Annotated in this window: 23 protein-coding genes; 9 read left to right on the top strand and 14 right to left on the bottom strand. The window is 35.8% G+C overall.

The features are described 5' to 3' along the window. Window positions 1–37: 37 nt before the first annotated feature. Window positions 38–1,561: a succinate CoA transferase gene (locus VK91_RS12815; protein ID WP_048393275.1), complete on the bottom strand. Its 1,524-nt coding sequence runs from the start codon at window positions 1,559–1,561 to the stop codon at window positions 38–40. 368 nt (window positions 1,562–1,929) lie between these two features. On the opposite strand from VK91_RS12815, the gene chrR reads away from it, so the two are divergent. Both chrR and VK91_RS12805 read left to right on the top strand, forming a co-directional pair. After that, window positions 1,930–2,661, top strand: a complete 732-nt coding sequence (gene chrR, locus VK91_RS12810; RefSeq protein WP_048393273.1) for a class II chromate reductase ChrR — start codon at window positions 1,930–1,932, stop codon at window positions 2,659–2,661. Window positions 2,662–2,865: 204 nt separating this feature from the next. Further along, window positions 2,866–3,291, top strand: coding sequence for a hypothetical protein (locus VK91_RS12805; RefSeq protein WP_048393271.1), 426 nt, complete (start codon window positions 2,866–2,868; stop codon window positions 3,289–3,291). A gap of 41 nt (window positions 3,292–3,332) precedes the next feature. Here VK91_RS12805 and VK91_RS12800 read toward each other — a convergent pair whose 3' ends face one another. Beyond that, window positions 3,333–5,012 (bottom strand): tripartite tricarboxylate transporter TctB family protein, encoded by a 1,680-nt coding sequence (locus VK91_RS12800; RefSeq protein WP_048393456.1) that lies wholly within the window; start codon window positions 5,010–5,012, stop codon window positions 3,333–3,335. Between the two features lie 132 nt (window positions 5,013–5,144). Between VK91_RS12800 and VK91_RS12795 the strand changes: the two genes are divergently transcribed. The 3 genes from VK91_RS12795 (at window position 5,145) to VK91_RS12785 (ending at window position 8,254) form a co-directional block, all read left to right on the top strand. Next, window positions 5,145–5,795, top strand: a complete 651-nt coding sequence (locus VK91_RS12795; RefSeq protein WP_048393269.1) for a lysoplasmalogenase — start codon at window positions 5,145–5,147, stop codon at window positions 5,793–5,795. 90 nt (window positions 5,796–5,885) lie between these two features. Further along, a complete protein-coding gene (gene pepT / locus VK91_RS12790; protein WP_048393267.1) occupies window positions 5,886–7,115 on the top strand; it encodes a peptidase T in 1,230 nt (409 codons plus the stop codon). Window positions 7,116–7,291: 176 nt separating this feature from the next. After that, window positions 7,292–8,254: a multidrug resistance efflux transporter family protein gene (locus VK91_RS12785; protein WP_048393266.1), complete on the top strand. Its 963-nt coding sequence runs from the start codon at window positions 7,292–7,294 to the stop codon at window positions 8,252–8,254. A gap of 260 nt (window positions 8,255–8,514) precedes the next feature. Here VK91_RS12785 and VK91_RS12780 read toward each other — a convergent pair whose 3' ends face one another. Then, complete coding sequence (locus VK91_RS12780; protein WP_048393265.1) at window positions 8,515–8,946, bottom strand: DUF4395 domain-containing protein; 432 nt, start codon at window positions 8,944–8,946, stop codon at window positions 8,515–8,517. A 119-nt stretch (window positions 8,947–9,065) separates the two neighbouring features. Here VK91_RS12780 and VK91_RS12775 point away from each other — a divergent pair, with 119 nt between their 5' ends. Then, the gene (locus tag VK91_RS12775) at window positions 9,066–9,776 is read left to right on the top strand and encodes a Fe-S oxidoreductase (RefSeq protein ID WP_048393264.1); all 711 of its coding nucleotides are present in this window, start codon (window positions 9,066–9,068) and stop codon (window positions 9,774–9,776) included. A 61-nt stretch (window positions 9,777–9,837) separates the two neighbouring features. Here VK91_RS12775 and VK91_RS12770 read toward each other — a convergent pair whose 3' ends face one another. Together VK91_RS12770 and VK91_RS12765 are read right to left on the bottom strand one after the other, a co-directional pair. Continuing rightward, a complete protein-coding gene (locus VK91_RS12770) occupies window positions 9,838–10,521 on the bottom strand; it encodes a hypothetical protein (protein WP_004229769.1) in 684 nt (227 codons plus the stop codon). Window positions 10,522–10,532: 11 nt separating this feature from the next. Then, window positions 10,533–11,645, bottom strand: a complete 1,113-nt coding sequence (locus VK91_RS12765; RefSeq protein WP_048393262.1) for a mandelate racemase/muconate lactonizing enzyme family protein — start codon at window positions 11,643–11,645, stop codon at window positions 10,533–10,535. 80 nt (window positions 11,646–11,725) lie between these two features. On the opposite strand from VK91_RS12765, the gene VK91_RS12760 reads away from it, so the two are divergent. Then, a complete protein-coding gene (locus VK91_RS12760) occupies window positions 11,726–12,967 on the top strand; it encodes a hypothetical protein (protein WP_048393260.1) in 1,242 nt (413 codons plus the stop codon). Window positions 12,968–13,021: 54 nt separating this feature from the next. Here VK91_RS12760 and nhaC read toward each other — a convergent pair whose 3' ends face one another. The 8 genes from nhaC to VK91_RS12725 form a co-directional block, all read right to left on the bottom strand. Continuing rightward, complete coding sequence (nhaC, locus tag VK91_RS12755; RefSeq protein ID WP_048393453.1) at window positions 13,022–14,470, bottom strand: Na+/H+ antiporter NhaC; 1,449 nt, start codon at window positions 14,468–14,470, stop codon at window positions 13,022–13,024. Between the two features lie 278 nt (window positions 14,471–14,748). Continuing rightward, window positions 14,749–15,858: an amidohydrolase gene (locus VK91_RS12750; RefSeq protein ID WP_048393258.1), complete on the bottom strand. Its 1,110-nt coding sequence runs from the start codon at window positions 15,856–15,858 to the stop codon at window positions 14,749–14,751. A gap of 204 nt (window positions 15,859–16,062) precedes the next feature. Continuing rightward, the gene (locus tag VK91_RS22910) at window positions 16,063–16,206 is read right to left on the bottom strand and encodes a hypothetical protein (RefSeq protein ID WP_167444843.1); all 144 of its coding nucleotides are present in this window, start codon (window positions 16,204–16,206) and stop codon (window positions 16,063–16,065) included. A gap of 248 nt (window positions 16,207–16,454) precedes the next feature. Continuing rightward, window positions 16,455–18,497: a TRAP transporter permease gene (locus VK91_RS12745; RefSeq protein ID WP_048393256.1), complete on the bottom strand. Its 2,043-nt coding sequence runs from the start codon at window positions 18,495–18,497 to the stop codon at window positions 16,455–16,457. Beyond that, window positions 18,494–19,009 carry a DUF1850 domain-containing protein gene (locus VK91_RS12740; protein WP_048393253.1) on the bottom strand — a complete coding sequence of 172 codons (516 nt, stop codon included), beginning with the start codon at window positions 19,007–19,009 and terminating at the stop codon, window positions 18,494–18,496. Before VK91_RS12740 ends, VK91_RS12745 begins: the two co-directional genes overlap by 4 nt. A 124-nt stretch (window positions 19,010–19,133) precedes the next feature. Beyond that, a complete protein-coding gene (locus VK91_RS12735; protein WP_048393251.1) occupies window positions 19,134–20,123 on the bottom strand; it encodes a TAXI family TRAP transporter solute-binding subunit in 990 nt (329 codons plus the stop codon). Between the two features lie 290 nt (window positions 20,124–20,413). After that, window positions 20,414–20,965 (bottom strand): superoxide dismutase family protein, encoded by a 552-nt coding sequence (locus VK91_RS12730; protein ID WP_004229793.1) that lies wholly within the window; start codon window positions 20,963–20,965, stop codon window positions 20,414–20,416. Window positions 20,966–21,126: 161 nt separating this feature from the next. Further along, window positions 21,127–21,891: a 3D domain-containing protein gene (locus VK91_RS12725; RefSeq protein WP_048393249.1), complete on the bottom strand. Its 765-nt coding sequence runs from the start codon at window positions 21,889–21,891 to the stop codon at window positions 21,127–21,129. Between the two features lie 297 nt (window positions 21,892–22,188). On the opposite strand from VK91_RS12725, the gene VK91_RS12720 reads away from it, so the two are divergent. Next, entirely contained in the window at window positions 22,189–22,374 is a 186-nt protein-coding gene (locus VK91_RS12720; RefSeq protein ID WP_048393247.1) for a putative motility protein, read from the top strand. A gap of 36 nt (window positions 22,375–22,410) precedes the next feature. Next, window positions 22,411–23,580: a response regulator gene (locus VK91_RS12715; protein ID WP_048393245.1), complete on the top strand. Its 1,170-nt coding sequence runs from the start codon at window positions 22,411–22,413 to the stop codon at window positions 23,578–23,580. Between the two features lie 44 nt (window positions 23,581–23,624). Here VK91_RS12715 and VK91_RS12710 read toward each other — a convergent pair whose 3' ends face one another. Next, a complete protein-coding gene (locus VK91_RS12710; protein WP_048393244.1) occupies window positions 23,625–24,641 on the bottom strand; it encodes a GGDEF domain-containing protein in 1,017 nt (338 codons plus the stop codon). Window positions 24,642–24,881 lie beyond the last annotated feature (240 nt).

Below are 24,881 nucleotides of genomic sequence, written 5' to 3'. Positions count from 1 at the left end.
AACAGACTATCTGTCCTTCAAGGCTTTTAAGATAAGACTATTGTTTCGTAAAAGCAGGGTCCTTCATCGTACCGTTTTTCGCATAGTTAACGTGCCATGATAGTGCTTTTTCTAGGTCATGTGGTGTGTGATGTCCACCCGTTGCCTCATTGGCATCATTAAAGTACTGCCACAGCTGCTCCCTATAATCAGGATGTGCACAATTATCAATGATAAGTCCCACTCGTTCTTTTGGAGCAAGTCCTCGTAAATCTGCTACGCCCTGTTCAGTTACAATGACATCAACATCATGCTCCGTATGATCCACATGTGAGACCATTGGGACAATACTCGAAATATCTCCACCCTTAGCATAAGACTTTGTTACAAAAATTCCTAAACGTGCATTACGAGCAAAGTCACCAGACCCTCCGATACCATTCATCATCTTTGTACCAGAAACATGTGTGGAATTCACATTGCCGTAAATATCTAATTCCAATGCCGTATTCACTGAAATTAATCCGAGTCGACGAATAATTTCAGGCTGATTTGAAATTTCTTGAGGGCGCAACACTAATTTATCAGCATATTTTTCAAAATTCCCATAAACACGGTTTCCTACTTGCTCAGAAAGGGTAATAGAAGTAGCAGATGCAAAATTCACTTTCCCTGCATCCATTAATTCAAATACTGCATCTTGGAGAACTTCTGAATAAACTTCTAAGTTCTCAAACTCAGAGTCTTTAAAGCCTAGCAATACAGCATTTGCTACTGAACCTACCCCAGATTGAATTGGACGCAAACTTGTTGTTAAGCGACCTACTTTAATCTCTTCACGTAGGAAATTTAATAAGTGATTAGCCATAACATCTGTCTCTTCATCTGCAGGGACAATCGTTGATGGCGCATCTAATATATCCGAAATGACGATGCCTTTTACTTTATCTAAATCTAGTGGAATTCCAATTATACCAAGACGATCAGAGACATTCTGTAAAGGAATTGGATCACGTTTTCCTTGTTGTGCAGGTACATAAATATCATGTATACCTTCTAATGCATCAAGCTGTGCTACGTTTAATTCAATGATGACTTGGTCTGCTTCTTGCACAAAAATGGGAGAGTTACCAACTGAAGTTGTAGGAATTAATAAGCCTTCTTCTGTAATAGCAGCCGCTTCAATGATCGCAAAATCAATTGGTCCAATAATGCCTTGACGAACAAGCTCAGCATTATGGGAAAGATGGGCATCGACAAATGTGATATCACCGCTATTGATTTTATTACGAATGCCAGCATCTGCTTGGAAAGGACCGCGCTTACGTATGACCCCTGCTTCTGCTAAATATTGGTCTACCTCAGGTCCAAGTGATGCACCTGTAAAGACATCTACTTGAAAATCCTCTTTTTTTGCTTTCTCTACAAGTGCAAGAGGTACAACCTTTACATCACCAGCACGTGTGAATCCACTCATCCCTAATACCATGCCATCCTTAATCCAAGAAGCTGCTTCTTCTGCTGTTACAACCTTGCTTCGTAATTGTTCATGACGAAGCTTTTTCGCTAACTTTTCTTCCATTCCCTATTCCTCCATTCCACTTTATTTTTGTTCAACTTGCATATTTGGTTCCAGTAAATCTGTGACATCCGTCAGAGAATGTATCTTTATTCCAGGAGGATTTCATTACCTAATAGCTAATGCTGTCTAAACATTTGTGAATAAAGATCATGTAATTTTTTGGTAGCACAACCAAATAAACAGTCGCTTCTATAATTTTATACTATTTAGAATATTTAATCTATATCAAATGAAATATTTTACTTTACGAGATAATTTCGTCATTTATAAATTATTTATAAATAACTTTTTGTTCCTCATTATTCGATTTTGCTAGAAAAGCGTGCTATGCTCAAGGTATAGAACAGACACAAAGGAGAGAGTTTTTAATGGTTAAAGAACTATTACGTAGCCATTCCTCGGTACGCATCTATGATGGAGAACCGATTTCAAAAGAAATCATTGAAGATTTAATTGGAACAGCACAAATGGCTGCAACATCACATTTTGTGCAAGCCTATAGTGTAATATGGGTAACAGATGCAGATAAAAAGGAAAAATTAGGCTTACTCTCTGGTAATCCACGTCAATATGAAACTTCAGGTGGGGCATTTGTTTTTTGCGTAGATTTCAAGCGACTTCAAATGGCTGGGAAACTAGAAGGAGTGGATATTGTAGCCGATTCTGCTGAAAATGTCCTTGTCGGGGTAGCAGATGTATCATTGTTTGCACAGAATTTTGTTATTGCGGCAGAGTCAATGGGTTATGGCATTTGCTATATTGGAGGTGTACGCAATAAACCTTCTGAAATCAGTGAATTATTTAATCTGCCTGACCATGTTTTCCCATTATTCGGGCTAACAATCGGCGTTCCTGCACGTCGCAATGAGGTAAAACCTCGTTTACCTGTATCTGCTGTATTACATGAAAATGAATACAATGTTGAAAAATATGAAGAACTTTTACCAGCCTACAACGAGGAAATGGAAATATATTATAACAGCCGTTCGTCTAACAGAAAAATTGATAACTGGACAAAACAGATGGCTGATTTTTTAATTGAACAACGACGTCCGCATATCAAAGAGTTTTTAGCAACTAAAGGGTTTAATTGGAAATAAATTAACGAGAATGGAGTTACTATCGTATGATAATAATTCCATTTTTTACATAAAAATATTACCTATATATATTCAATCTAGGGATATTGCCACAATTACTTCTATAAATCTAACCTTAAATTAAACGAAAAGACTCTTTCCTTTTCCAGCTATTCCATTCATATTAATAAATGATACCTATTAAAGAAAGGAGTTATAGAAACAATGTCCAATATCAATAAACATCTTGCTCGCACCTTAGAACAACAGCATAAGAGAAGTGTAAGAGGTTTATTCTTAAAAATTGAAGACTTAAATAATGAATGCACCCAATTAAGAAAAAGACTCGAGCCACATATTGATTTGAATGTATATAAAAAACCCATTGATTATGTCAATCAGTTCGTTTCTCACACTACTATACTCAATTTAAAATTCGTTACGAATACACAGAATTTAGAAGTAGTTGTCTTGCATGCTCTTTTATTATCCTATATTTTAGAAAACACTCAAAGCCATGCTTTTGAATATGAAGATAAATTGTTACAGGGGTATATACAAGAAATCTTTACACTAAATGCTCATGCAAAAAGACTATTTATGAACCATAGAGAAAAGATGCTTACCTATGTTCAAGGGCAAGCTACATAAAAAAGACGATCTTCGTAATAACAAGATCGTCTTTTGTTCTTTTATTGTAGTCCTCTAATTATAAGAGAGCGAACTGGTAGGAACTGCTCTCCTGTATCTCCATAAGTGAGTATTACCTCATCACCCTCCTGTAAATAAATTGCTAAAGGTTCTGTTTCGGCACTCACTAAATAATTTTCACCATTGTTTAATAAGAAAGATACAGTTGTAAAATCGCCTAGACGTTCTTTATATACACGTAATACCTTACCACTTATTTGTTTTTCCTCAGCACTTGAGCTACCATCTACAGTATTTCCTCCTCGACTTAAGGCTGTTTTATATAATTTCAACGCCTCCTTAGGAGTAGTAGCGTAAACGGAAATTTCAGGATTGGCTGCAGAAACAATAAAATAGTTTTGTAAGAAACCATTGGAATCTAGCACCGCTGTCAGCCAGCTCGCTTCTCCATAAAAGTTATACAACACTGGCATTTCGCCATTCCACTTTTTCTCAATAAATTTCTTCTCTATTATTTGTAAATTACCTTGTGAATCCATATAACTTGAGTCTTGATTCCCTGTATAGTATGTTGCATCCCCTGTTCGTGCGTTTGTTAGTGAATAGCCTAACATTGAATCTACACCTTCTTTAGGACTTGTAAAATCTGTAAAGTAATACATATCACCCTTCTCATCGAAAATCGGGCTAACATTCGATTCTGTTCCTTCATCAGAAGGAATCTTTACATCCTTTTTACCAAACATACTATTCCAAAAACCATGTACATAATTACCGAAATAACTGTTTTGTAAACTTACTGTCTCTGGTGATACAGCACCATCAATAAATTCAGGTATTTGATCCAGTTTAATGACCTCTGATTTCCCCGTCAGCGCATCAACCAAGACAATTCCTTTTACATCAAAGCCATTACGCGCAGAAATAAATTCCCCATATGAGCGAATATAGTATGGCTTTCCTTCATCATCTACTTCCAGCTGTACGTCACCATAAAAAATAAGGAATGGGTGTTGTAAACGAATATGACGTTCTAAATTAGCATTTAAATATGCGGAAGGTACATATTTCATTTCCTCTTTTATAAATTTAGGATTATCCGCAGAATCTGTAGCACTCATTATGAAGTAACCAGGTGTTGTACCACCGTTCATCCATTTAAAGAATCCAGAAAATTCAACTGGTGCGATATAAACATATTCGCCCTTCACTTTTTGAATTTGTAAGCGTCCTAATTCATAGTAGCTCGTATTTGGCACTTGACCGAAAGCCTTTTTCATTTTATTGCGAGCAAATTTCGGTGGTACACTTGCAGGTGTTTGTGTCTCATCGAATGGTTTTATTTCAACTTCTTCCTTCATTTCGGATGACTTAAATTTTTCATTAGCATTCCATAAAGGTGCTGATAAAACATACACAGCTACACCTAGACTTGCTAAAAATAAAACACCTTTTATTTTCCTTTCGATACCACTTGCTAGCAGAACACCCACTAACGTTAATAAAATAATAGCAGGCCAAAAAACAAGCCAATTTACATCAATTTTTGTTACATATAACGTAATCCCTGTGGCTAAAAACCCTAGTACAAAGACTCCAATAAAAAAGTATCCTATTACCTTTTTCGATTGTCCATCTTCTCGCTTCTTCGTAATAAGCGGTGTCACTAGCACACTTGCGATCAATGCAATGACTGCTGAAGCTATCAGTAGCTTAGTCATTTGGTTCATCCTCTCTTCTTCTTTCTCACTACTTACTTTACGGTTACATACTAAAAAAGTTTCATACATACGTTGTACAGAAAGGAATTCTACCATAAATATTGAATTTCAAAAGGAAAGGAGCTGAAAAATTTGTTAAAAAAATTATTAATCAGTGTCATTATTTTATTGGGTCTTTATTATATTTTTCTCTTTTCCCATATTGCTGAAAGTTTAAAACTCATCTTTAAAGTGATTCCTATGTTGCTCATCATTATTTTAGCTGCGATTCAGAAGCCATTACATATTAAAAAATACCAACTTTTGATTATTGTTGGGCTTGTATTCTGCATGATTGGAGACTATACATTGCAGTGGTTTTTAATCGGTCTAACTAGCTTTCTTATCGGGCATATCTTTTATATTTTTGCTTTCTCTACTGCAAATGAGCGGCATGTACCAACTTGGGCTAAAATACTATTATTACTCTATGGAGCAAGTATGGCTATATGGATTACGGGATCTGTCTTTAAAACAGGTGAAACCCTACTTGGTATTGCAGTAATCGCCTACATTTCTGTGATACTCACAATGGGATGGACAGCTATTAAAACTGGATCTACTCTGGCAACAAGTGGTGCAATATTATTTATTGCATCTGATTCTTATTTAGCTATTAACAAATTTGTCATGCCACTAGCATTTTCTCATGAAATTATCATGCTGACTTATTATAGCGCCCAATTACTTATTGCTTTAAGTATCCTTCAATATTCCGAAATCCGAAGTAAAGTGTTACAATAATATCGATTATGCCAAGGCATAATTGCGCCTGGAATCGGCTTTGTGAAAGCACAAAGAATTTTAACATATATACATTAGGAGGCCATACTTATGAAAGAACAAGTAATTGAGCGATTAATACGCTATGCAAAAATTGATACACAATCAGACTTCACAAGCGAAACAACTCCTTCTACACAAAAGCAATTTGACCTATTACATGTTTTAAAAGACGAACTTGCCGAAATTGGTTTAACAGACATTACATTAGATGAAAATGGCTATTTATTTGCCTCATTAGAAGCTAATACAGAAAAAGAAGTACCAACTATCGGCTTTTTAGCCCATGTTGATACAGCTACTGACTATACAGGCACAAATGTGAAGCCACAGCGTGTAGATAATTATGATGGTGGAGATATTCAGTTAAACGAAAACTTAGTTATGTCTCCGACTGACTTCCCAGAGCTTAAAAACTATGTAGGCCAAACACTTATTACAACAGATGGTACTACTTTATTAGGCGCTGATGATAAGGCAGGGATTGCTGAAATTATGACGGCAATGGAGTACCTCATTAAAAATCCTACTATTAAGCATGGTAAAATCCGTGTAGCCTTCACGCCAGATGAAGAAATCGGTCGTGGACCACATAAATTTGATGTCGCCGCTTTCGGTGCAGACTATGCCTATACTATGGATGGTGGACCACTTGGCGAACTACAATTCGAGAGCTTCAATGCCGCTGGCGTAAAAGTAATTACAAAAGGCACTAGCGTCCATCCTGGTTCAGCAAAAAATAAAATGGTGAATGCTATTACAATGGCTATTGCCTTCCAAAATGAAATGCCTGCTGACGCAGTTCCTGAAAAGACAGAAGGTTATGAAGGTTTCATTCATTTAATGAGCTTTAAAGGGGCTCTTGAGCATTCTGAGCTATCTTATATCGTGCGTGACCATGATCGCCAAAAGTTTGAAGAGAAAAAACAATTAATGCGTGATGCTGCAGCTAAAATTCAAGCACAATTTGGTGAGCATGCACTGAGTATTACCATTGAAGATCAATACTACAATATGGGTGAAAAAATTGAGCCTGTAAAAGAAATTGTTGACATTGCACGTACTGCAATGGAAAAATTAGATATTACACCGAATACCCTGCCAATTCGTGGCGGTACAGATGGCTCACAATTATCTTATATGGGCCTACCGACACCAAATATTTTCGCTGGTGGCGAAAACATGCATGGCAAATTCGAATATGTATCCGCTGAAACAATGGAAAAAGCAACTCAAGTTATCATAGAAATCGTTCAGCTTTTTGAACAGCAAGCAAAATAATAGTTTTAATTTTGAGTGAACTTATTTCTATACGCATTTACCTAAGGAATCATGAAAAATTTTCATAGCTACGAAGAGGGGTTTTTCCTCTCTTCGTAATTTTTTCAGCCATAATTACTGAATTTTCAAATTACATAAAGGGTTTGAGGTTATAAACTCAAATTGAGGTGATGTTTATGAAAGAAATTGCATTAGGTATTTTAGCTTCCCTTTTCTTTGCCGTGACATTTATTTTAAATCACGCAATGGAAATGCAAGGTGGTAGTTGGCTATGGAGTGCATCATTACGCTATTTTTTTATGCTCCCTTTCTTGCTTATCATTGTCTTTTATCGTAAGGGCTTTTCACAGCTTTCTGGTGAAATAAAAGCACAGCCTATAGCATGGCTACTTTGGAGCTTTGTTGGATTTGTTTTATTTTACGCGCCATTAACATTTGCTGCTGCTTTTGGTCCAGGTTGGTTGGTTTCAGGTACATGGCAGTTTACAATCGTTGCTGGTGTATTATTAGCTCCTCTTTTTGTATCGATCATTGCTGGTAAAACAGTGCGACAAAAAATACCTTTCATATCCTTGCTTATTTCATGCGTCATTTTAGTAGGTATTTTGCTTATACAAATACCTCATGCACAATCAGTATCGTTTAGAAGTTTAATGCTTGGTATTTTACCTGTCATCGTTGCAGCTTTTGCTTACCCTCTCGGCAATCGTAAAATGATGGAAGTTTGTGGGGGCCGAATCGATACTTTTCAGCGGGTGTTAGGAATGACCATTGCTTCAATGCCAGCATGGATCATCATAGCTATTTATGCCGTTCTTACAGTAGGACTTCCCTCAGCAAGTCAAATGTTTCAATCATTGCTTGTTGGAATTAGCTCAGGCGTTATAGCAACAGTTTTATTTTTCATAGCAACGGATCGCGTAAGAGACCATCAAGGCAAGCTAGCTGCTGTGGAAGCAACTCAGTCAACAGAAATTCTTTTCGTTATTATTGGTGAGGTATTACTATTAGGAATTGCCTTCCCTAGCCCTATTGCACTTGCAGGTCTCGGAGTTATCATTGTTGGTATGCTATTACATAGTTACTATACAATGATTATCGGGAAAAAGAATGCTGTGCAACAAAACACAACTTCTTAGCAGTCCATTTTATGGGCTGTTTTTTTACAAAAAAAAGACGACTCTATTCTAAATTTAGAATAAGTCGTCTGAGATTTTCACGTTCCCAAAAAATGAGGGGGGTTTTAGGAGCGTAATCATGAACTAGCAAACTTCTGGAGAAAAGTAGCTAAAGTTCATCCTCTCTACACTGTATTGTAGACGAGGAATAATCTTTATACGATAATGATAATCATTATCAATTAAAATGTCAATCATAATCTTATAATTTTTTTACTTTTTCAAAAAGATTTTTTTAATGAGCGTCGGTACTGCCATTGCTTCAACTGAAAATGTAAAAAACAGCCTATACAAAAGCCTGCTATTGCGATGGATGATGCAATTGCAACCAGGCCAGTAAAGATATGACCAACAACCTGCCAATGTAACAGATAACCTAATAAACCAGCTGCTAAACAAAGGCTAGCAATACTTGAATTAAATTTTTGCTGCTGAGCATCCTCTGGTATATATGTAGATGGAGCCTTTGTTAAAAAGAGCTTCCCTACACGAAGTATCGGGTTATAGTTGCATAAAATACCTAGTAAATTTGCAGCTAGTGGAATTACTAATATCCAGGTAATTCCTGTTACCCATGATAAAATGACACTCAGAAGAATAGTCCACTGGTTCAGTCTAACAAGTGGTCTTGGAATTGTATGAAGTTGCGACACCCTAAAACCCACCTTTCTGATATGTTTAATGTATTTTACTACATGATATTCCATTTGTGAAGCAAAAATGATTACTTTATAATGAAGTTAACAGATGTTCAAAGGAAAAGAGGATAACTATGCCAGCTTTAACAATGGATCAAGTTCAACAATTAAACTCTTACAGTATTTATACAACTGAACCTAAGCGGACTTTATTTACTTTAGCTGATATACATAAAGACTTTTACCATCCTGATTTTTTAAACCTTATGATGGGTATAACAGATGCAGCAACAGAAACAGCCGCTATTTCTCACTTTGCACGCCGCTATGGAATGTTTTTTGCTATGCAATTTTATATGCTTGCCGCTTATGACGAAGTATGGGATGGTAAGCCACTTGAATTGCGTTTTGATGCTGCAAAGGAATTTAATAGCTTTACTGTTGCCATGTTTGCTAATCCAAATGATTGGCGCTACGTTGAGGAAGATGAACGCCAAGCTGTTATTAAGAAAATTCTTTACGATGGCCATGTCATTGTCCAACAGCTTCGTAAAGTAACCTCCATCTCCCCCCTTACCATTTGGGAAAATTTCTTCGGCTATTTGCTATGGCATTATCATATATTATTATCTAATCCTGGCTTAGCCGATCAAGCCATGGAGGATATTGAGGCTTTAGAGGACCCAAAAACATGGGCACGCTTCTCCAATAAATCTTGGTGGGCACAATATACAGGTGGTCTTAGCCCGACTAATTTAGTCAACGTTCCTGTAAGAAAATCATGCTGTTTTTCTAAAGATATCCCAGGTTTAATGGCTTGTGGTTTTTGCCCAATGAAAAAATAATAGAGCCTTTTAAAAAAGCCTTACCTTCCACAAATTCATGTGAATGGTAAGGCTTTGTGCTTTATTTTTCGTATACTACAAACCAATCGTTGTTTTCTTCAAACATAGACGTGCCAAGGAAACCTTGTTTTAAAAGTTGCTGTTGCGCAGTTGTGTCTCCCATCGATATCACTTGTTTTTCAGTAAAATTCGGGGACATCTCTTGTCGTAAGTCTTTATAAAAAATATAACGAAGCTTATCTACATATTTAATTTTTAATCCTTTAATAACGAGGTCTTGCGAGAATTTATCCTTTAAGCTCGGAATATTATATGGCTTTACAGTGGAGCAAACATAATCGTATTTTTCTAAATCGATATTTTCCATCACTACTGTAGCTAATGTTTTCTGTAATCCGTAACCTCGATATTTTGGTGATACATTCGATATTTCCTGATATAAAACACGTTGAAATTCGTTTTCTGCAATCCCACAATCATAGCCAAGGTGTTCTTCATCAATTGGCGGGTTTAACAGTGCACGAAAGGCGATTAATTCTTCCCCTACATAAGCACCTATCATCATTCCATGACCATTTAAAATATACTCAAATTCCTCTGTGCTTAAGGGTTGTAGGATACTTTGGTCTGCTAAAGCTTCATAAACCTCAACTTGTAGCTCTTCAATTTGTTGTAAATGTTGGAGTGTTAATTTTATAACAAAAAACGGTGTCTCACCAAGCATACCATCATAGATAATTTCCATATTACGCCTCCTTAGGCTGTGACAACAGTTGAAAACTTACATAATTCCTGGATGACAGCTTCATCTACATCTAAACCTAATCCCGGTTTTTCATTTAAGCAAATAAATGGTACATCATAATGTAAGTTCCCAACATCCTTTGAGAATTTTAATGGACCCGTTAGTTCTACACTCGTCATAATCTTCTTAGAAAATGCTACATGGAAGCCTGCAGCAGAACCAACTGACGACTCTACCATGGAACCAACTTGACATTCAATTCCTGCCATTTCCGCCATAACAGCAAGCTTCATAGCAGGATAGATGCCACCACACTTCATTAATTTAATATTTACTTTATCTGCTGCACGCTTGGCAATAATTTCACGCATTTCACGTACGCCTCGTAGTCCTTCATCAATCATTAATGTCACATCAGACTTTGATTTAATTTCCACCATTCCATCAATGTCTTCGCTATCGACAGGTTGCTCTAGCCAATCGATATTTAAATCTTTCATAGCACGTAAACCTTGTAAAGTAGTGGCTGCATTACCCCAACCTTGATTTACATCCACTCGAATAGCAATGTCTTCGCCTACTCGCTCACGTACCGCTTTTATACGGGCTACATCACGAAGTACCTCTGTACCTACCTTCATTTTAAAAGAGCGATAGCCCATTTCTACTCGATTAGCTGCCTCTTCTGCCATTGCTTCAGGTGTTCCAATGCTTAGTACATGTGTGATTGGGAATTTTTCATGATAACGTCCACCTAAAAGTTGGTATACAGGCACCCCTAAGGCTTTTCCAGCAATATCGAAGCAAGCAATATCGATCGCTGCTTTTGCTGCTGGTACATCTTTCACAACTTTATTCATTTTATCGTGTAGTTTTTCAAAGGCCATTGGACTTTCCCCAATAATAGCTGGGACAAGCTGATGTTTTAGTACAGCATATGTACTTTCCCATGATTCACCTGTTACATGTTCATCAGGAACAGCTTCACCATACCCTACCACACCTGTATCGGTAGTTACTTTTAAAATAATGGAAGGCATTGTATCATATGTAGCATAACTAATGATGAATGGATCAATTAGCGGTAAATGTATAGCAAAAATTTCTACTTGTTTAATTTTCATCTTAATCAGTCTCCTCTGTCGTTAAAGTTGTCGCTAATACGTCGCTAAATGTTTAAAAAAATAGAAAAGGAGTGATGTCCATGTCTACCAAAATAGCGATTATATGTTCAAAAGCATTTATGAAACGTATTATTAGTATCGCACAAAACATAACCGATATTCAATTAGAATTTTATCTTTACAGCCACCCCTCTGAAGCGCCTACTTTAATGAAGCAAATAAAACCGTGTGATGCAATATTATTTGGAGGAACGTTACCTTATCTACACACACAATCATTACTTTCAGAAGTTCCAATACCTTGGAATTATATTAAGCAAGATGAAACAACCATTTCTACAACATTGTTATCATTAGTAGCCAAACATGCTGTAGCTATCGACAGGATATCCATTGATGTAATGAATCCTGCATTCGTTGATAATGTTTTAGCAGAAATAGAATTTCATGGTCAAAAGCCACATGTTCAGCATATTTCGATTACTGAGCCAACTGAGAATATTTTAAAACGCCATATCGCCCTGTGGAATTCAAAAAGTATTGATTTTGTCATTACCAGTATTCATAGTGTATTTGATGAATTACAAGCACTTCAAATACCGTCAATGCGTATGTTAGATGCTACCAAATCTATTATTCAATGCCTTGAAGAAACAAAATCAAAATCACTATTAACCAAGTCAGAAGCTTTCAAGGCTGTAGTGGGTCTCTTAGAAATCCCTAAAAATACTTCCATTGAATCAACTGTTTTAAGTCAAATTGCGAAAGCTACCTTTTCAACTTTTAAGCAAATTTCAACGCATTCCTTTGAGCTATACACAACTGCTGGACATCTTCAAAATGCTCTCGAAAAGGAAAATTTAGAGCAGCTCATACAGCAAGTTGAACAACCTTTTAAGCTAGCATTTGGCTATGGCTATTCCATTTTGGAGGCCACACAAAATGCTCAGCATGCTTTAACATTTACTAAACCTTTTGAGATTTATATTCTTGATGAACATAAAAACTTATTAGGGCCTTTCCCTAATACAGAAGGTAAAATTTCTTTAAAAACCGATGATCCTTATGTTTTACAAATGGCTAAGCTTACAAGTTTAAGTCCATTAAATATTTCTAAAATAATCAACTTTAGTAACGAACGACAGTCAGCTCAATTTACATCTCAAAATCTTTCTGAATACCTCCAAGTAACACGACGTACTACAGAGCGTATTATTAAAAAATTAGTTGATAATGGCTATGTAAATATTGTTGGTGAAGAAATGACCCATCAACAAGGACGTCCTCGTAAAATTTATCAATTGAATTTTGCAACTTACTAAACTGCCTCATAAAAGAATTCTCGTAGATACACATGAATCTACGAGAATTTTTTTTTAGTCAACCATTACCAAATTATCCGTATTTTCAGCTTCTTGCGCCTTTTTACGCTTCTCAGCTTCTGCTATTTCTTCTGGCGTTAATTTAACAATAGCAAATCCAATATATCCATAGATAATAGAAATAATCGGTACAGTAAAGTTAAGAATTGCATAAGGTGCATATTCCATTGCACTTACACCTAAAGTAGCTAAAATAAACACACCACAAGTATTCCAAGGGAAGAAAACAGATGTTAATGTTCCCCCATCCTCTAATGCACGAGAGAGGTTTTTAGAATGTAAACCACGTTGTTGATAGACACCCGCGAACATACGTGAAGGAACAACAATTGAGATATATTGCTCAGAACATGTTGCGTTGGTTGTTACACAAGCTGCAATCGTTGAAGCAATAAGACTTCCTGTAGATTTAGCAAACTTCACAATTACATTCATCAATGCCTTTAACATTCCTGAATACTCTAAAATACCACCAAATGTCATCGCTACAATCGTCATTGAAACCGTATTCATCATCGAGTCTAGACCACCACGGTTAAATAAATCATCCACCATGTGATTACCTGTTGAGATTTCAAAGCCTGCCTGTAATGCTTGTACAGCACTTGCAGCTGAACCACCTTGTACAAAAATCTGTAGTAAGAAACCTGAAACAATCCCTATAATTAAAGCTGGAATTGCTGGTACTTTCTTAGCTACTAATACAATAACTCCCACAGGAACAAGTAATAGTAAAGGAGAAATAACGAAGCTTTCTTCCATCACTTTTAAAGTTGTTAATATTTCTTCAGATTGCATTGAAACTTCTGCAAATTTTCTACCCATGAATCCAAAAACAACAAGTGAAATAATCAACGCTGGAATCGTTGTATAAAGCATATGCTTAATATGTGCAAACAGATCTGTACCAGTTAATCCTGCTGCTAGATTTGTTGTATCTGATAATGGTGACATCTTATCTCCAAAGTATGAACCCGAAATAACAGCACCAGCAATCATAGCCGCTGGAATACCCATACTTAAACCAATACCCATACCCGCGACACCAATTGTAGCCATTGTAGACCATGAACTACCAATAGCTAATGACACAATTGAACATAACAACATGATTGTCACAAGGAACCACGCTGGAGAAATTAACTTTAGACCGTAGAAAATCATTGTTGCTACGACACCGCCGCCAATCCATGCCCCAATTGTCAAACCTACTAAAATAATAATAACAATGGCAGGTAATGCCAGACGTATCCCTTTATACATCATCTCTTCAATTTCTGCCCATTTATATCCATGCATTTTGGCAACAATTGCTGCTACAGTTGTGCCAACAAGAAGAGGTACGTGAGGACTTTGCTCTAAAACAACTACTGTAATCAACATAGTAATAATCATAATTGCAAAAGTTAGTAGTGCCCAGCCCGCATTAATATCCTTTTTCATTTTTCCATCCCCTTTTTTTGCACCAAATCCCTTTTCGGTTTTTTCAAGACGCAAATAATTTTTTACGTTTTTTAGCTTAATATTCAAAAAATTAAAAGTCAACGCAAAAAATTTATGCTTCCCTAGCAAATCCCTTTATTTTAGCGTAATAAAACGCTTTCAAGTAGCAATAAAAAACAATGCAAACCCTTGAATATCCATGCATCATTAAAAATGTTCATGCAAAAAAGCTATATGAAAAAAAAGTTACATTTTTTCATATAGCTTTTAATATTTTTTTATTCAGGCTTTTTTTCTAATACACATGCAAGTACTTTCGCAGCATCAATTAAGGCACTACGATCAAATGTCATTTTAGGGTGGTGTAATCCTGGTGTTAAATTTGCACCAATTCCAATCATTGCCGCTTTTAATTCTGGCTTTTTAACTGTATAGAAATGGAAATCATCACTACCTGGTGTAGTTATTTCATCTGCTAAATGCCCTTCTCCCAAAGCCTCAATGATGGCATTCTTTGCCATGTTCGCAGCAGTTGGGGAAACTTCAGCACCTGGTGTGAAATCTATCCACTTCCAACTCATATCAATTTCAAATTGTTGCTGTATTGATTTCAGGCCAGATTCAATTTTACTGCGCAGCAATTCAAGTTGTTGATTATGCTGTGCGCGAACATCCATTGAGAAACTAGCATTACCTGGAATAATATTTGTACTACCACCATCAGCAATGATTCTTGTTAACTTAGCAGAATGTGGTTCAAATGGTGATAAATGAATGCTGTGTAGCATTTGTTGCACGGCCATAATAACATCAATGGCATTTTTACCTTGATGTGGTCTAGCACCATGTGCATCTATACCTTGAATAGATCCCTCTAAAAAATAAGCAGCGCCATGATGAATCGCAGGCGAAACTTTGCCAAGTGGTAATTCTTCTATTGGTCTTAAATGAACACCAAATAAATGTGATACTCCATCAACCGCGCCTCTATCAAACGTTGCACATGCGCCATTTCCTAGTTCTTCAGCAGGTTGGAAGATGAAACGAATACGATGTTGTAAGGTGCGATCTTTCAGTAGTAATAATGCACCAAGAACCATGGAGATATTCGCATCATGTCCACACGAATGATTTGCTTGCCACTTCCCATCAACTTCCTGCCATAAGGCATCAATATCAGCACGTACTGCAACAATTTCATTACCAGTCCCTATTTCAGCTATTAATCCTGGTATATCACCTAATAAACGATAACTAACATGCAATTCATCCAGTATGGAAGCAATTTTTTTAGTAGTCTCAAACTCTTTCCAACTTACTTCGGGATATTGATGAAAATGATCAAACCATTGATAAATCGTTTCTTCTACTGTTAAAGCTTTCGACATAACTACACCTCTATACGCATTTTTGTTTCCCATTATACATGAATCTTTTTCAGAAAAGTACATATGTCTTCAGACCTAATACACTTATTTTAATCATATATTACATTCATATGCACTGGAAAAGTCATTTATCAATAGAGGTATAATATACAATGGGCTATGCTAAAAGTTAGTATACTTTCAACATAGCCCATCAAATTTTCATTATAAACTTGTAAAAAACCCTTCTGGATACTCTTCATACTGAATATTCACCATTTGCTCCTCATTTTTCTCTTCTTCTTCACGTAAATCGAATTCTTGATCCATTAAATACGTTTCAAACTTTGAATTTAACAACTTCCCCATTGTATCACTCCTTATTAATTGAATTTTCTGATAAAAGGATTATACAATAGATTTTTAGTAAATTGCAATAAATTATATACATTATGCATTATAATTATAAAACCTATCTCTAAATCAGATTAAAAATACCATTGATTCTTATGATTACTAAAAAATTTTACCTTTAAAAAACAAAAAGCTGCTCATTAACATCTGTACTAATATTTAGCCAGTTATTAATTGAGCAGATTTATATGCAAGTCAAGTATTTAAGATACTGAAGCTCCCATTTTGTCCTTCGTATTATCGTGATGATTTCCTTTTTTATGGGACAAAAATTGGATCACAAACATCACAATAAATATTCCTAAACCAGTCCAATCCGAGAATTTTTCAGGATAGATAAGTAATAGCCCCGCAGCAATCATAATAATTCTTTCATACCAGAAAAGTTTACGATACCAGTAGCCGATCACACCAGCACCAATTGCCACCATTCCAGTGATAGCAGTGAATACTACCCAAATAATTTGCGGAATTGTTGTATCAATCATTAATAATGCTGGAGAGAAAACAATCATATACGGTATAATAAATGCCGCAATCGCAAGTTTCGCTGAATTCACACCCGTTTTGATAGGGTCACCACCAGAAATACCTGATGCCGCAAACGCCGCCAGTGCTACAGGTGGTGTAATATCAGCAATAATACCGAAATAGAACACAAAGAAATGAGCAGATAGTAATACAACTACTGGCACTAATTCTTGTGGTGTATTTGGAGATAATAAAGCCACAATTGCTGGTGCAGCAATTGTCGATGTTATCACATAGTTTGCTGTTGTTGGTGCACCCATTCCAAGAATAAGCGAAGCTATCATAACAAAAATAAGTGTCAAAATAATACTACCACCAGCTAAAGCTACTAAGCTATTTGCTAAACTTAAACCTAATCCTGTTTTTACAACGACACCCACAATAATCCCAGCACAAGCAGTAGCTGCAACTACACCTAATGCAGTTCGAGCACCTTCCACCAATGCATCAATCACATCTTTTGGTTTAAGACGCGTTTCTTTATTAAACATAGCCACACCAATTGATATAATAATTCCATATAATGCTGCATGCATAACTGGTGTACCCGTTAGCATTAATATGATAATCGCCACAATCGGTAAGAGAAGGTAAATCTTCTTAAATACCTCCTGACGATTTGGCATTTGATCGTCTCGCAGACCTTTTAGACCAACTCTTTTTGCTTCGAAATGTGTCATAATCCAAATACCTGTAAAATATAAAAGAGCAGGAATAGCTGCCGCTTTTGCTATATCCCAATACGTAATCCCTCGACCAATAAATTCAACCATTAGGAAGGCAGCAGCACCCATAATCGGTGGCATAAGTTGACCACCTGTCGATGCAGCTGCTTCCACTGCACCAGCAAACTCTTTTCGATAGCCTAGTTTTTTCATCATTGGAATTGTATAAGAGCCTGACGTTACTACGTTAGCTACAGAGCTTCCAGAAATTGTACCTTGAAGTGCACTTGAGAATACAGCTACCTTCGCAGGACCGCCAATTAATTTTCCAGCTAGTGCAACTGCTAGATCGTTAAAATACTGGCCAACGCCTGTTTTCACAAGAAATGCCCCGAATAGTAAAAATACAAAAATAAATGTGGCTGATACACTAATTGGTGTGCCGAATATCCCATCAGTTGTAAAGTACATGAGGTTGACGATACTCTCCAAATCCTGTCCTCTATGTGCCATAAATGCCGGGAAATACGGGCCATAGTAAGCGTAAATCAAGAAAGCGATTGCAATAATTGTAATAGGCAACCCTACAGCACGTCGAGCAGCCTCAAGTACTAGTACAACAGCTATTAGCCCAACAATAAAGTCTACCTGCGTAATGGAGCCATTGCGATTCACAAGTTCTGTATAGTTCATAGACCAATATGAACCTACTGCAATAGCTAGTAATGCTAAAATATAATCGAACCAGGCTATTTTATGCTTGGGTGCTTTTTTTCTTGCTGGGAATAATAGGAAAATTAATGTCAAACCAAAGCCTAAGTGGATGGTACGTTGAATTTGAGCAGGAAATTGCCCAAAAATAGCTGTGTAAAGTTGGAATAGCGAAAATGCTAAAAGGCCAAAGAAAATAACATGCTTCATTACACCTGAGATTGTTCTTACATTGGATTCTATATCATATTTTTCAAGTATGGCTTGTTGCTCTTCAGCAGAGATTTGCTCAAATTCTTCTACTTTTTCTTCTTTCCTTAATTTTTCCTGTGTTGTCATTTCATCCTTACTCCTTTCCACTGTTCGTAAAGTGACAATCGCTTAATTTCAAATAAATAGGATTTACCCCTCTGTAAATCTTTTTTTAAATCATATTCTTCACCTGCATAATTGAATACCAGATCTAAATCTAAATCACCTATATAGATCGTAAAATTATCAAGTATGGCACTATTGTTAAATTGGAGAACATATTTACCGTTCCGTTGAATAAGTGTTTGATGTTCCTCTGCATAGCTTGGCATGCCAATAGCTAAGTCTTCATATTCCATTTCAAGCATTTCAATACGATTACCTTTTATATATTGATAGGATTCCAATACATCTGACTTATGTATGGAGTGGGTGTATCTTATTTGAAAGGTTTGCTCAACTGAAATGGGTATGTAGTGCACTTCAGGATGGGCTATACGCGTCTCTGTAAAGGTGAACACCTTTTGAAGAGGAAGAAATATGACAATACATATACAGATACTTAAAAGAACTGTTATGATGAATTTTCTCTGTTGCATTCGACCTATTCCCCCACTTTAAAAGCTATTCGCCTAAACCTATATCCTACAGTAAGAAAGAGACTCGAAGCTTTATGCAACGAGCCCCTTCGTATTTTTTAGAAAGTTTCAAGCACTATTCACACTATTTCTTTTCATTAAAGTATTTTTGTGCACCTGGATGAATGTCAATACTAATACCATCTAAACCTGTTTCTGCTTTTATGAATTCCCCTTTTGCATGGGAAATTTTACCCGTGTTATCATAAATAGCTTTTGTCATTGAATAAACAACATCTTCCGGAAGATCCTTTTTCACCGCTAGCATAGCTAGAACTGAAACTGTCTCCACATCGTTTGCAATACCATAAGTACCAGCTTTTACTGTGTCTTTTGCATAGTAAGGGTATTTAGCAATTATTTCATCTGCTTTACCCGCATCTAAACCGATAATATTCACTTTCGTTGTAGCATTTAATGCTTCAACAGCACCTGTTGGCGTACCTGCTGTAATAAATGCTGCATCAATTTGACCTGATTGAAGACCATCTGTTGATTCACCAAAATCAAGGTTTTGTGCCTTGATATCATCCATCGTTAAGCCATTTATTTCAAGTAATTGTTCAGCATTTGCGTAAGTACCCGAGCCTGGAGCACCCACTGATACTTTTTTACCTTTTAAATCTGCATACGTTTTAATACCCGAAGCTTCAGTTGTAACGAGTTGAACTGTTTCTGGATAAAGCGCACCTAAAGCTGAAATTGTATCAATTTTATTGCCATCAAACATCAGCTTACCTTCAGTAGCATAATAAGCAATATCTGTTTGAACAAATGCAATTTCACCTTTTCCTTCTTGTAAAGCAGTCATATTGGCAGCAGATGCCTGAGATACTTCAGCAGTTGTTTTAATGCCTGTATCAGTAGTTATTAAATCAGCGAATGTACCTCCAAGAGCATAGTAAGTACCTTGTGTGCCACCTGTTAGTAAACTTAAAAACTTAGGTTTTTCAGTTGATTCGGAGTCATCTCCAGTGTCCTTCGAACCACTTCCACTATCTGATCCACATGCAGCTAAAATCATAAGCGCAAGGATACTTAATAGCATTAATAAATTAAATTGTTTCTTCCTCATAGTAACCTTCCCCCTTTGGTTATTTTTAAGAATCTATTTAAAATTATCAAACTTAGTATAATAATGTCAATTAATTTATAGTAAATTCAGACTTTTATAATTATACAAAACCACTTTAAATCCATTAATTTACATTACTATAGCTTTATTTAATTACCCCTTTTATATTTGAAATAAACTCCTAATTTACTTTTCTAAAAAAATTAACTTAACATTCTAACTGTATAAATAATGAATAGAATATAAAAAAACTGCATCTGAAATAAACAGATACAGTCATGCATTTTATTCTATTGAATGGCTCCACAAGCTATTCTAGCTCCTGAATTACCAGCAGGATCTGTTTTATAATCATCCGCTGATTCATGAATGACAATAGCACTTCCATCACTATCTAATAGCGAATTAGGTTGATCCTTTTGTAAAGTTAACCCCTCAGCTAAAAAGTTAAGATCCACATTGCCATCTTCACCAATTTCCAAATTTGGTAGGTCCCCTAAATGATAGCCATTAGGATTTAATTTACCATGTTCCTTGTTTGTTGGATTAAAATGGGCTCCTGCTGATTCAAATTTAGGTGGCTCACACTTTCCTACTTCATGAATATGGATACCGTGTGTGCCTGGTGGTAAGCCTGTTAATGCAAGCGTCATCATAACGCCATTATCTTCCTCTTGAAGATATGCATTGCCATAGCTTTCATTGTTAGCACCAATCACTTTTGCAGTAGCTGTTAAAGGGGAAGATGCATTGACAGCTACTTTTTCCTCTTTCTTATCAAAAAAACTGCAACCCGCAACAAAAATTAGTAAAGAAAGACTCATTAAGCTTATTTTTTTCATAAAAATACCTCCTCTCTTTCTGATGATTTCCAATTTCTTCAGTACTTATGCACAATTAGTCATTTATGCTTCTATAATGGCTCCTATTTCATTGGAGCTTGAATAGGAAAATCAACCAAAATAAAAGGGATTTCTCAAAGTTCGAGAAACCCCTTTCATAATTAATTTAAGATTTTTACCGTTACTGTTTTGACACCCCACTGAAGTGCTTGTCCTTCAGTAGGAATAAATACATCGATTTTATTTCCTTTAATAGCTCCCCCTGTATCAGCAGCGATTGCTTCACCATAACCTTCCACCCAAACCTTCGTACCGAGTGGAATAACCCGTGGATCTACAGCGATTACCTTTAAATTAGGATTCGACCTTATATCTGTTCCATTTGCTGTAATTCCTGAACAGCCTTCACAATAGGCTGTATACGCAGTCGCACGCATTGTTAATGTTTTACCAGAGACAGTTGCTGGAGCACTTGCTGGTTTTGTTTTGGCAGGTGCAGCAGGCTTAGTAGCTGTTGCAATCCCCTCGGAAGTTTTTGGTTTTGGTTTTGCAGCTGAAGCTTTAATAGCTATCGATTCACCAGCTAAAATCAAATCTGACGCAAGGTGATTCCATTTCTTCAAATCATCTACAGTTACATTATTAATACGAGCTATTGAAAATAAAGTATCCCCACCTTTGATGACATATTCATCCCCCAATGGTTCTTCTGCTTTTGACGTGTCTTTCACTAAGTCTTGCTCTGGGTAAAACCATAATGAATCCTTTTCATTTAATTGCTGGAACTCACCTACTGTTAAATTATAAATTTGCGGGAGTGCCCATAGTATATTGCCTGGCGATTTGTCCTTAGCAAAGGAAGGACTAGCATAGAGACTCACACCAAATGTCAATACTACCGCTAAAGCTAATGCTCTTTTCTTCATGTTTAGTAATACCTCCATCATTTTATTATTTGTTGCAAATCTGTTGCTAGCACACTAGAGTTAAAAGCTCTATTATGTAAGCAACCATAAGTTTGCAAATTAATAACTCAGGACTAGCTGCCTGATATTAGGAATTATTACTATAAAAACGGAAAAATATACAATTTCAATTAATTTTTTAGTAATTTAATCAATTTATTGCGTATAAACTATAATTTAGTAGGTCTGTTTAGGACTTTTTTATATTAGATATTTGCTATATTTAGCCGATAAAAAAAAGAAAAGGAGGGAATAAAAATGGAAGTTAATTCACTTATGTCATCCCAGCTGATGGAACTCCAACACACAGTACAGATGAGTGTCATGCAAAATGCTCTTAATTTAAACACAACTACTGCAATTGAATTACTGAAAGAACTACCTCAGCAACAAACAGCTCCTACTCACCCATATAAAGGATCCATAATAGACATCTCAATCTGATCATACAGCCATATTTATCGAAAGGAGGTTCCTTATGTGATTCGGGTAATTATCGTGGACGATGAGCCATTAGCTCTGGTGAGCATGAAAAAACATTTAAATGAATTTGATAACATAGAGGTCATTAGAACTTTTACTACTGCAAAGGATGTATTGAAAGAAGGACCTACCTTAGACTTTCAAGTAGCATTTTTAGACGTTGAAATGCCAGGTATGAGCGGATTAGAAGTAGCACAACTGTTAAAAACATGGGATAAAAATATCTGTATCATTTTTGTAACTGCCTATCGAGACTATGCTGTTCAGGCATTTGATGTACAATCACTTGATTATTTATTAAAGCCAGTTTCAAAATCTCGTTTAGAGATAACCATTAACAGAATACAAAAGCTATTCCAAAAAAATCTATCATCGGAGAAAACTCGAACGCATCAAAAGCCTATGCTTCAAATCAGATGCTTTGGAGAGTTTGTCGTTTCTTTTGATGAAAAAGTAATTCATTGGAGAACAATTAAAAGCAAAGAATTGTTTGCCTTTCTATTTTTACAGCTTCATATGCCCGTACCTCGTGATAACATTTTAGATTCACTTTGGAGTGATACGGATGTAAAAAAAGCCAGAGTACAATTGCATACTACTGTCTCCTACTTACGTACAACACTTTCATCTTATGGCTACACGGATGTCATTGAATATGCAAATGGCTGCTATATTTTGAAACTAAACGATTTTCAATGTGATGCCTTTGATTTGGAGGATATCTTAAATACCAAAGCTGAAACAGGACGATTAAATATTGAAAGAGCTGAGGAACTCATCCAAAATTACCATGGTGAATTTATGGCAACAATGGACTATGCATGGACTACTAGTAAAGCAAATTTGATGAATAAACAATTTAGTCAACTACTTGATGAATTGATACTTTACTACTCTAAAAATCAGAACCTTAAAAACAGAGAGCGTTCATTGTTATTTGCTTTAGAGTTTAATCCGTATTCCGACAAAATCGTGCAACAATTAATCCAACATTATACTGAAATTGGAAATCGCGCAGAAGCTATAAAAATATACCATTCTTTTAATAGCCTTCTATTAACAGAATTAAATGTGTCACCATCTCAGGAAACCACAGAACTTTTTCAAAACGTCTTACATGCACATGAAAAAGAGCATGAAAACAAGCGTTTACCCCTAAGGACATGAAAAAACATGCTAGCGTCCAGTGCTAGCATGCTTATATAGTTTAATTATTTAACAATCATTTGTCTCATATTACTTACAACACATAAACAGTTTCTTCCAGATTTTTTAGCCTTATACAAAGCATGATCTGCAATTTCTATCAGTTGATTGGGACTTTGGACATTTGGTGTAAAAGCCGTAATTCCAGCAGACATTGTCACAGGTCTTCCACACACAGTTTCTTGTAAAGCTTGTTTGATTCGGAGACTTTCCGCTAATTGGACTGCATCCTCTATATTCATCGAAGGTAAGATGACCATAAATTCTTCGCCGCCAAATCTAAAGCATAACCCCTGCTCCCCGACACTGCTCTGCATAGTAATCGCAAAGGCTTTTAAAACTTCATCTCCTACAGTATGACCATATGTATCATTTATACTTTTAAAATCATCTAGATCTATTAAGATAATGGCATGAGGAACCTTATCAATAATTAAATTGTGTAAAATTTGATCCATTCTTCTGCGATTAAGAATCCCTGTTAATGAATCTAAGTTCAACTGCTCTGTTAAGTCATTGATTTTACTTTCCGAACAGATCATCATATTTTGAATATTCTTTTTCAATAAATTTACCTCATCATACCAATCAGCAATTTCCTCAATCCCTTGTGCTCCTTCATCTACTTCAATTCTTTTCGATAGCTCTTTGAGAGGCTGTGTAATTTTAATAGCAAACCAAATAGCAAATCCCATTATAGTCGCTATAACTATTATGATTGGGCCTAGGACTTTTTTAAAAAACAAATTGAAGGACACTATTCTTTCATCAAGTAAAGTATCAACCATTTGTTGCGTATACAGCTTTAATGAATGGTCATCTGTCTTAGCATCTTGTAAATAGCTTTCCGTAATTGTCGAGACTTCCATTACATAAGTTTCTTGTATATTTGTTTTATGTTCCTTCAAAATTTCATTGAAATTACGATAGCTACTCCAAATACTAATACTAGATGTCATGAGGACAACAATAGTTGTCATACTAATAATAAGAAACGATAACTTTAACTTGAATTTACCCACAATAGATCATTTCTCCCATTGAGATGTTTTTTCGTTAATCTTATCTATGTTTAAATTTTGATATACTTATTCAATCATCATACGTCAAACCTCTTAAAGAAAACTTAAACACTAATGATTTTTTCCTCCTTCAATTTAAAAGGAAAAAATCGATAGTACTACTAACTCCAAATTGTTCTATTTATATAGGCTTAAAGCATTCTTTTATTATCCATTATATTTTCTTTTTTCCAATTTCGT

The sequence above is a fragment of the Lysinibacillus sp. LK3 genome (genome assembly GCF_001043675.1).
In the GTDB taxonomy this organism is placed as follows: domain Bacteria; phylum Bacillota; class Bacilli; order Bacillales_A; family Planococcaceae; genus Lysinibacillus; species Lysinibacillus capsici.
This window is presented reverse-complemented; position numbering and strand designations above follow the sequence as displayed.

Excerpts from the sequence above, each read along its gene's own strand:
- VK91_RS12815 (WP_048393275.1), bottom strand. The coding sequence starts at position 1,561 with ATGGAAGAAAAGTTAGCGAAAAAGCTTCGTCATGAACAATTACGAAGC.
- chrR (WP_048393273.1), top strand. The coding sequence starts at position 1,930 with ATGGTTAAAGAACTATTACGTAGCCATTCCTCGGTACGCATCTATGAT.
- VK91_RS12805 (WP_048393271.1), top strand. The coding sequence starts at position 2,866 with ATGTCCAATATCAATAAACATCTTGCTCGCACCTTAGAACAACAGCAT.
- VK91_RS12800 (WP_048393456.1), bottom strand. The coding sequence starts at position 5,012 with ATGACTAAGCTACTGATAGCTTCAGCAGTCATTGCATTGATCGCAAGT.
- pepT (WP_048393267.1), top strand. The coding sequence starts at position 5,886 with ATGAAAGAACAAGTAATTGAGCGATTAATACGCTATGCAAAAATTGAT.
- VK91_RS12785 (WP_048393266.1), top strand. The coding sequence starts at position 7,292 with ATGAAAGAAATTGCATTAGGTATTTTAGCTTCCCTTTTCTTTGCCGTG.
- VK91_RS12775 (WP_048393264.1), top strand. The coding sequence starts at position 9,066 with ATGCCAGCTTTAACAATGGATCAAGTTCAACAATTAAACTCTTACAGT.
- VK91_RS12770 (WP_004229769.1), bottom strand. The coding sequence starts at position 10,521 with ATGGAAATTATCTATGATGGTATGCTTGGTGAGACACCGTTTTTTGTT.
- VK91_RS12765 (WP_048393262.1), bottom strand. The coding sequence starts at position 11,645 with ATGAAAATTAAACAAGTAGAAATTTTTGCTATACATTTACCGCTAATT.
- VK91_RS12760 (WP_048393260.1), top strand. The coding sequence starts at position 11,726 with ATGTCTACCAAAATAGCGATTATATGTTCAAAAGCATTTATGAAACGT.
- nhaC (WP_048393453.1), bottom strand. The coding sequence starts at position 14,470 with ATGAAAAAGGATATTAATGCGGGCTGGGCACTACTAACTTTTGCAATT.
- VK91_RS12750 (WP_048393258.1), bottom strand. The coding sequence starts at position 15,858 with ATGTCGAAAGCTTTAACAGTAGAAGAAACGATTTATCAATGGTTTGAT.
- VK91_RS22910 (WP_167444843.1), bottom strand. The coding sequence starts at position 16,206 with ATGGGGAAGTTGTTAAATTCAAAGTTTGAAACGTATTTAATGGATCAA.
- VK91_RS12745 (WP_048393256.1), bottom strand. The coding sequence starts at position 18,497 with ATGACAACACAGGAAAAATTAAGGAAAGAAGAAAAAGTAGAAGAATTT.
- VK91_RS12740 (WP_048393253.1), bottom strand. The coding sequence starts at position 19,009 with ATGCAACAGAGAAAATTCATCATAACAGTTCTTTTAAGTATCTGTATA.
- VK91_RS12735 (WP_048393251.1), bottom strand. The coding sequence starts at position 20,123 with ATGAGGAAGAAACAATTTAATTTATTAATGCTATTAAGTATCCTTGCG.
- VK91_RS12730 (WP_004229793.1), bottom strand. The coding sequence starts at position 20,965 with ATGAAAAAAATAAGCTTAATGAGTCTTTCTTTACTAATTTTTGTTGCG.
- VK91_RS12725 (WP_048393249.1), bottom strand. The coding sequence starts at position 21,891 with ATGAAGAAAAGAGCATTAGCTTTAGCGGTAGTATTGACATTTGGTGTG.
- VK91_RS12720 (WP_048393247.1), top strand. The coding sequence starts at position 22,189 with ATGGAAGTTAATTCACTTATGTCATCCCAGCTGATGGAACTCCAACAC.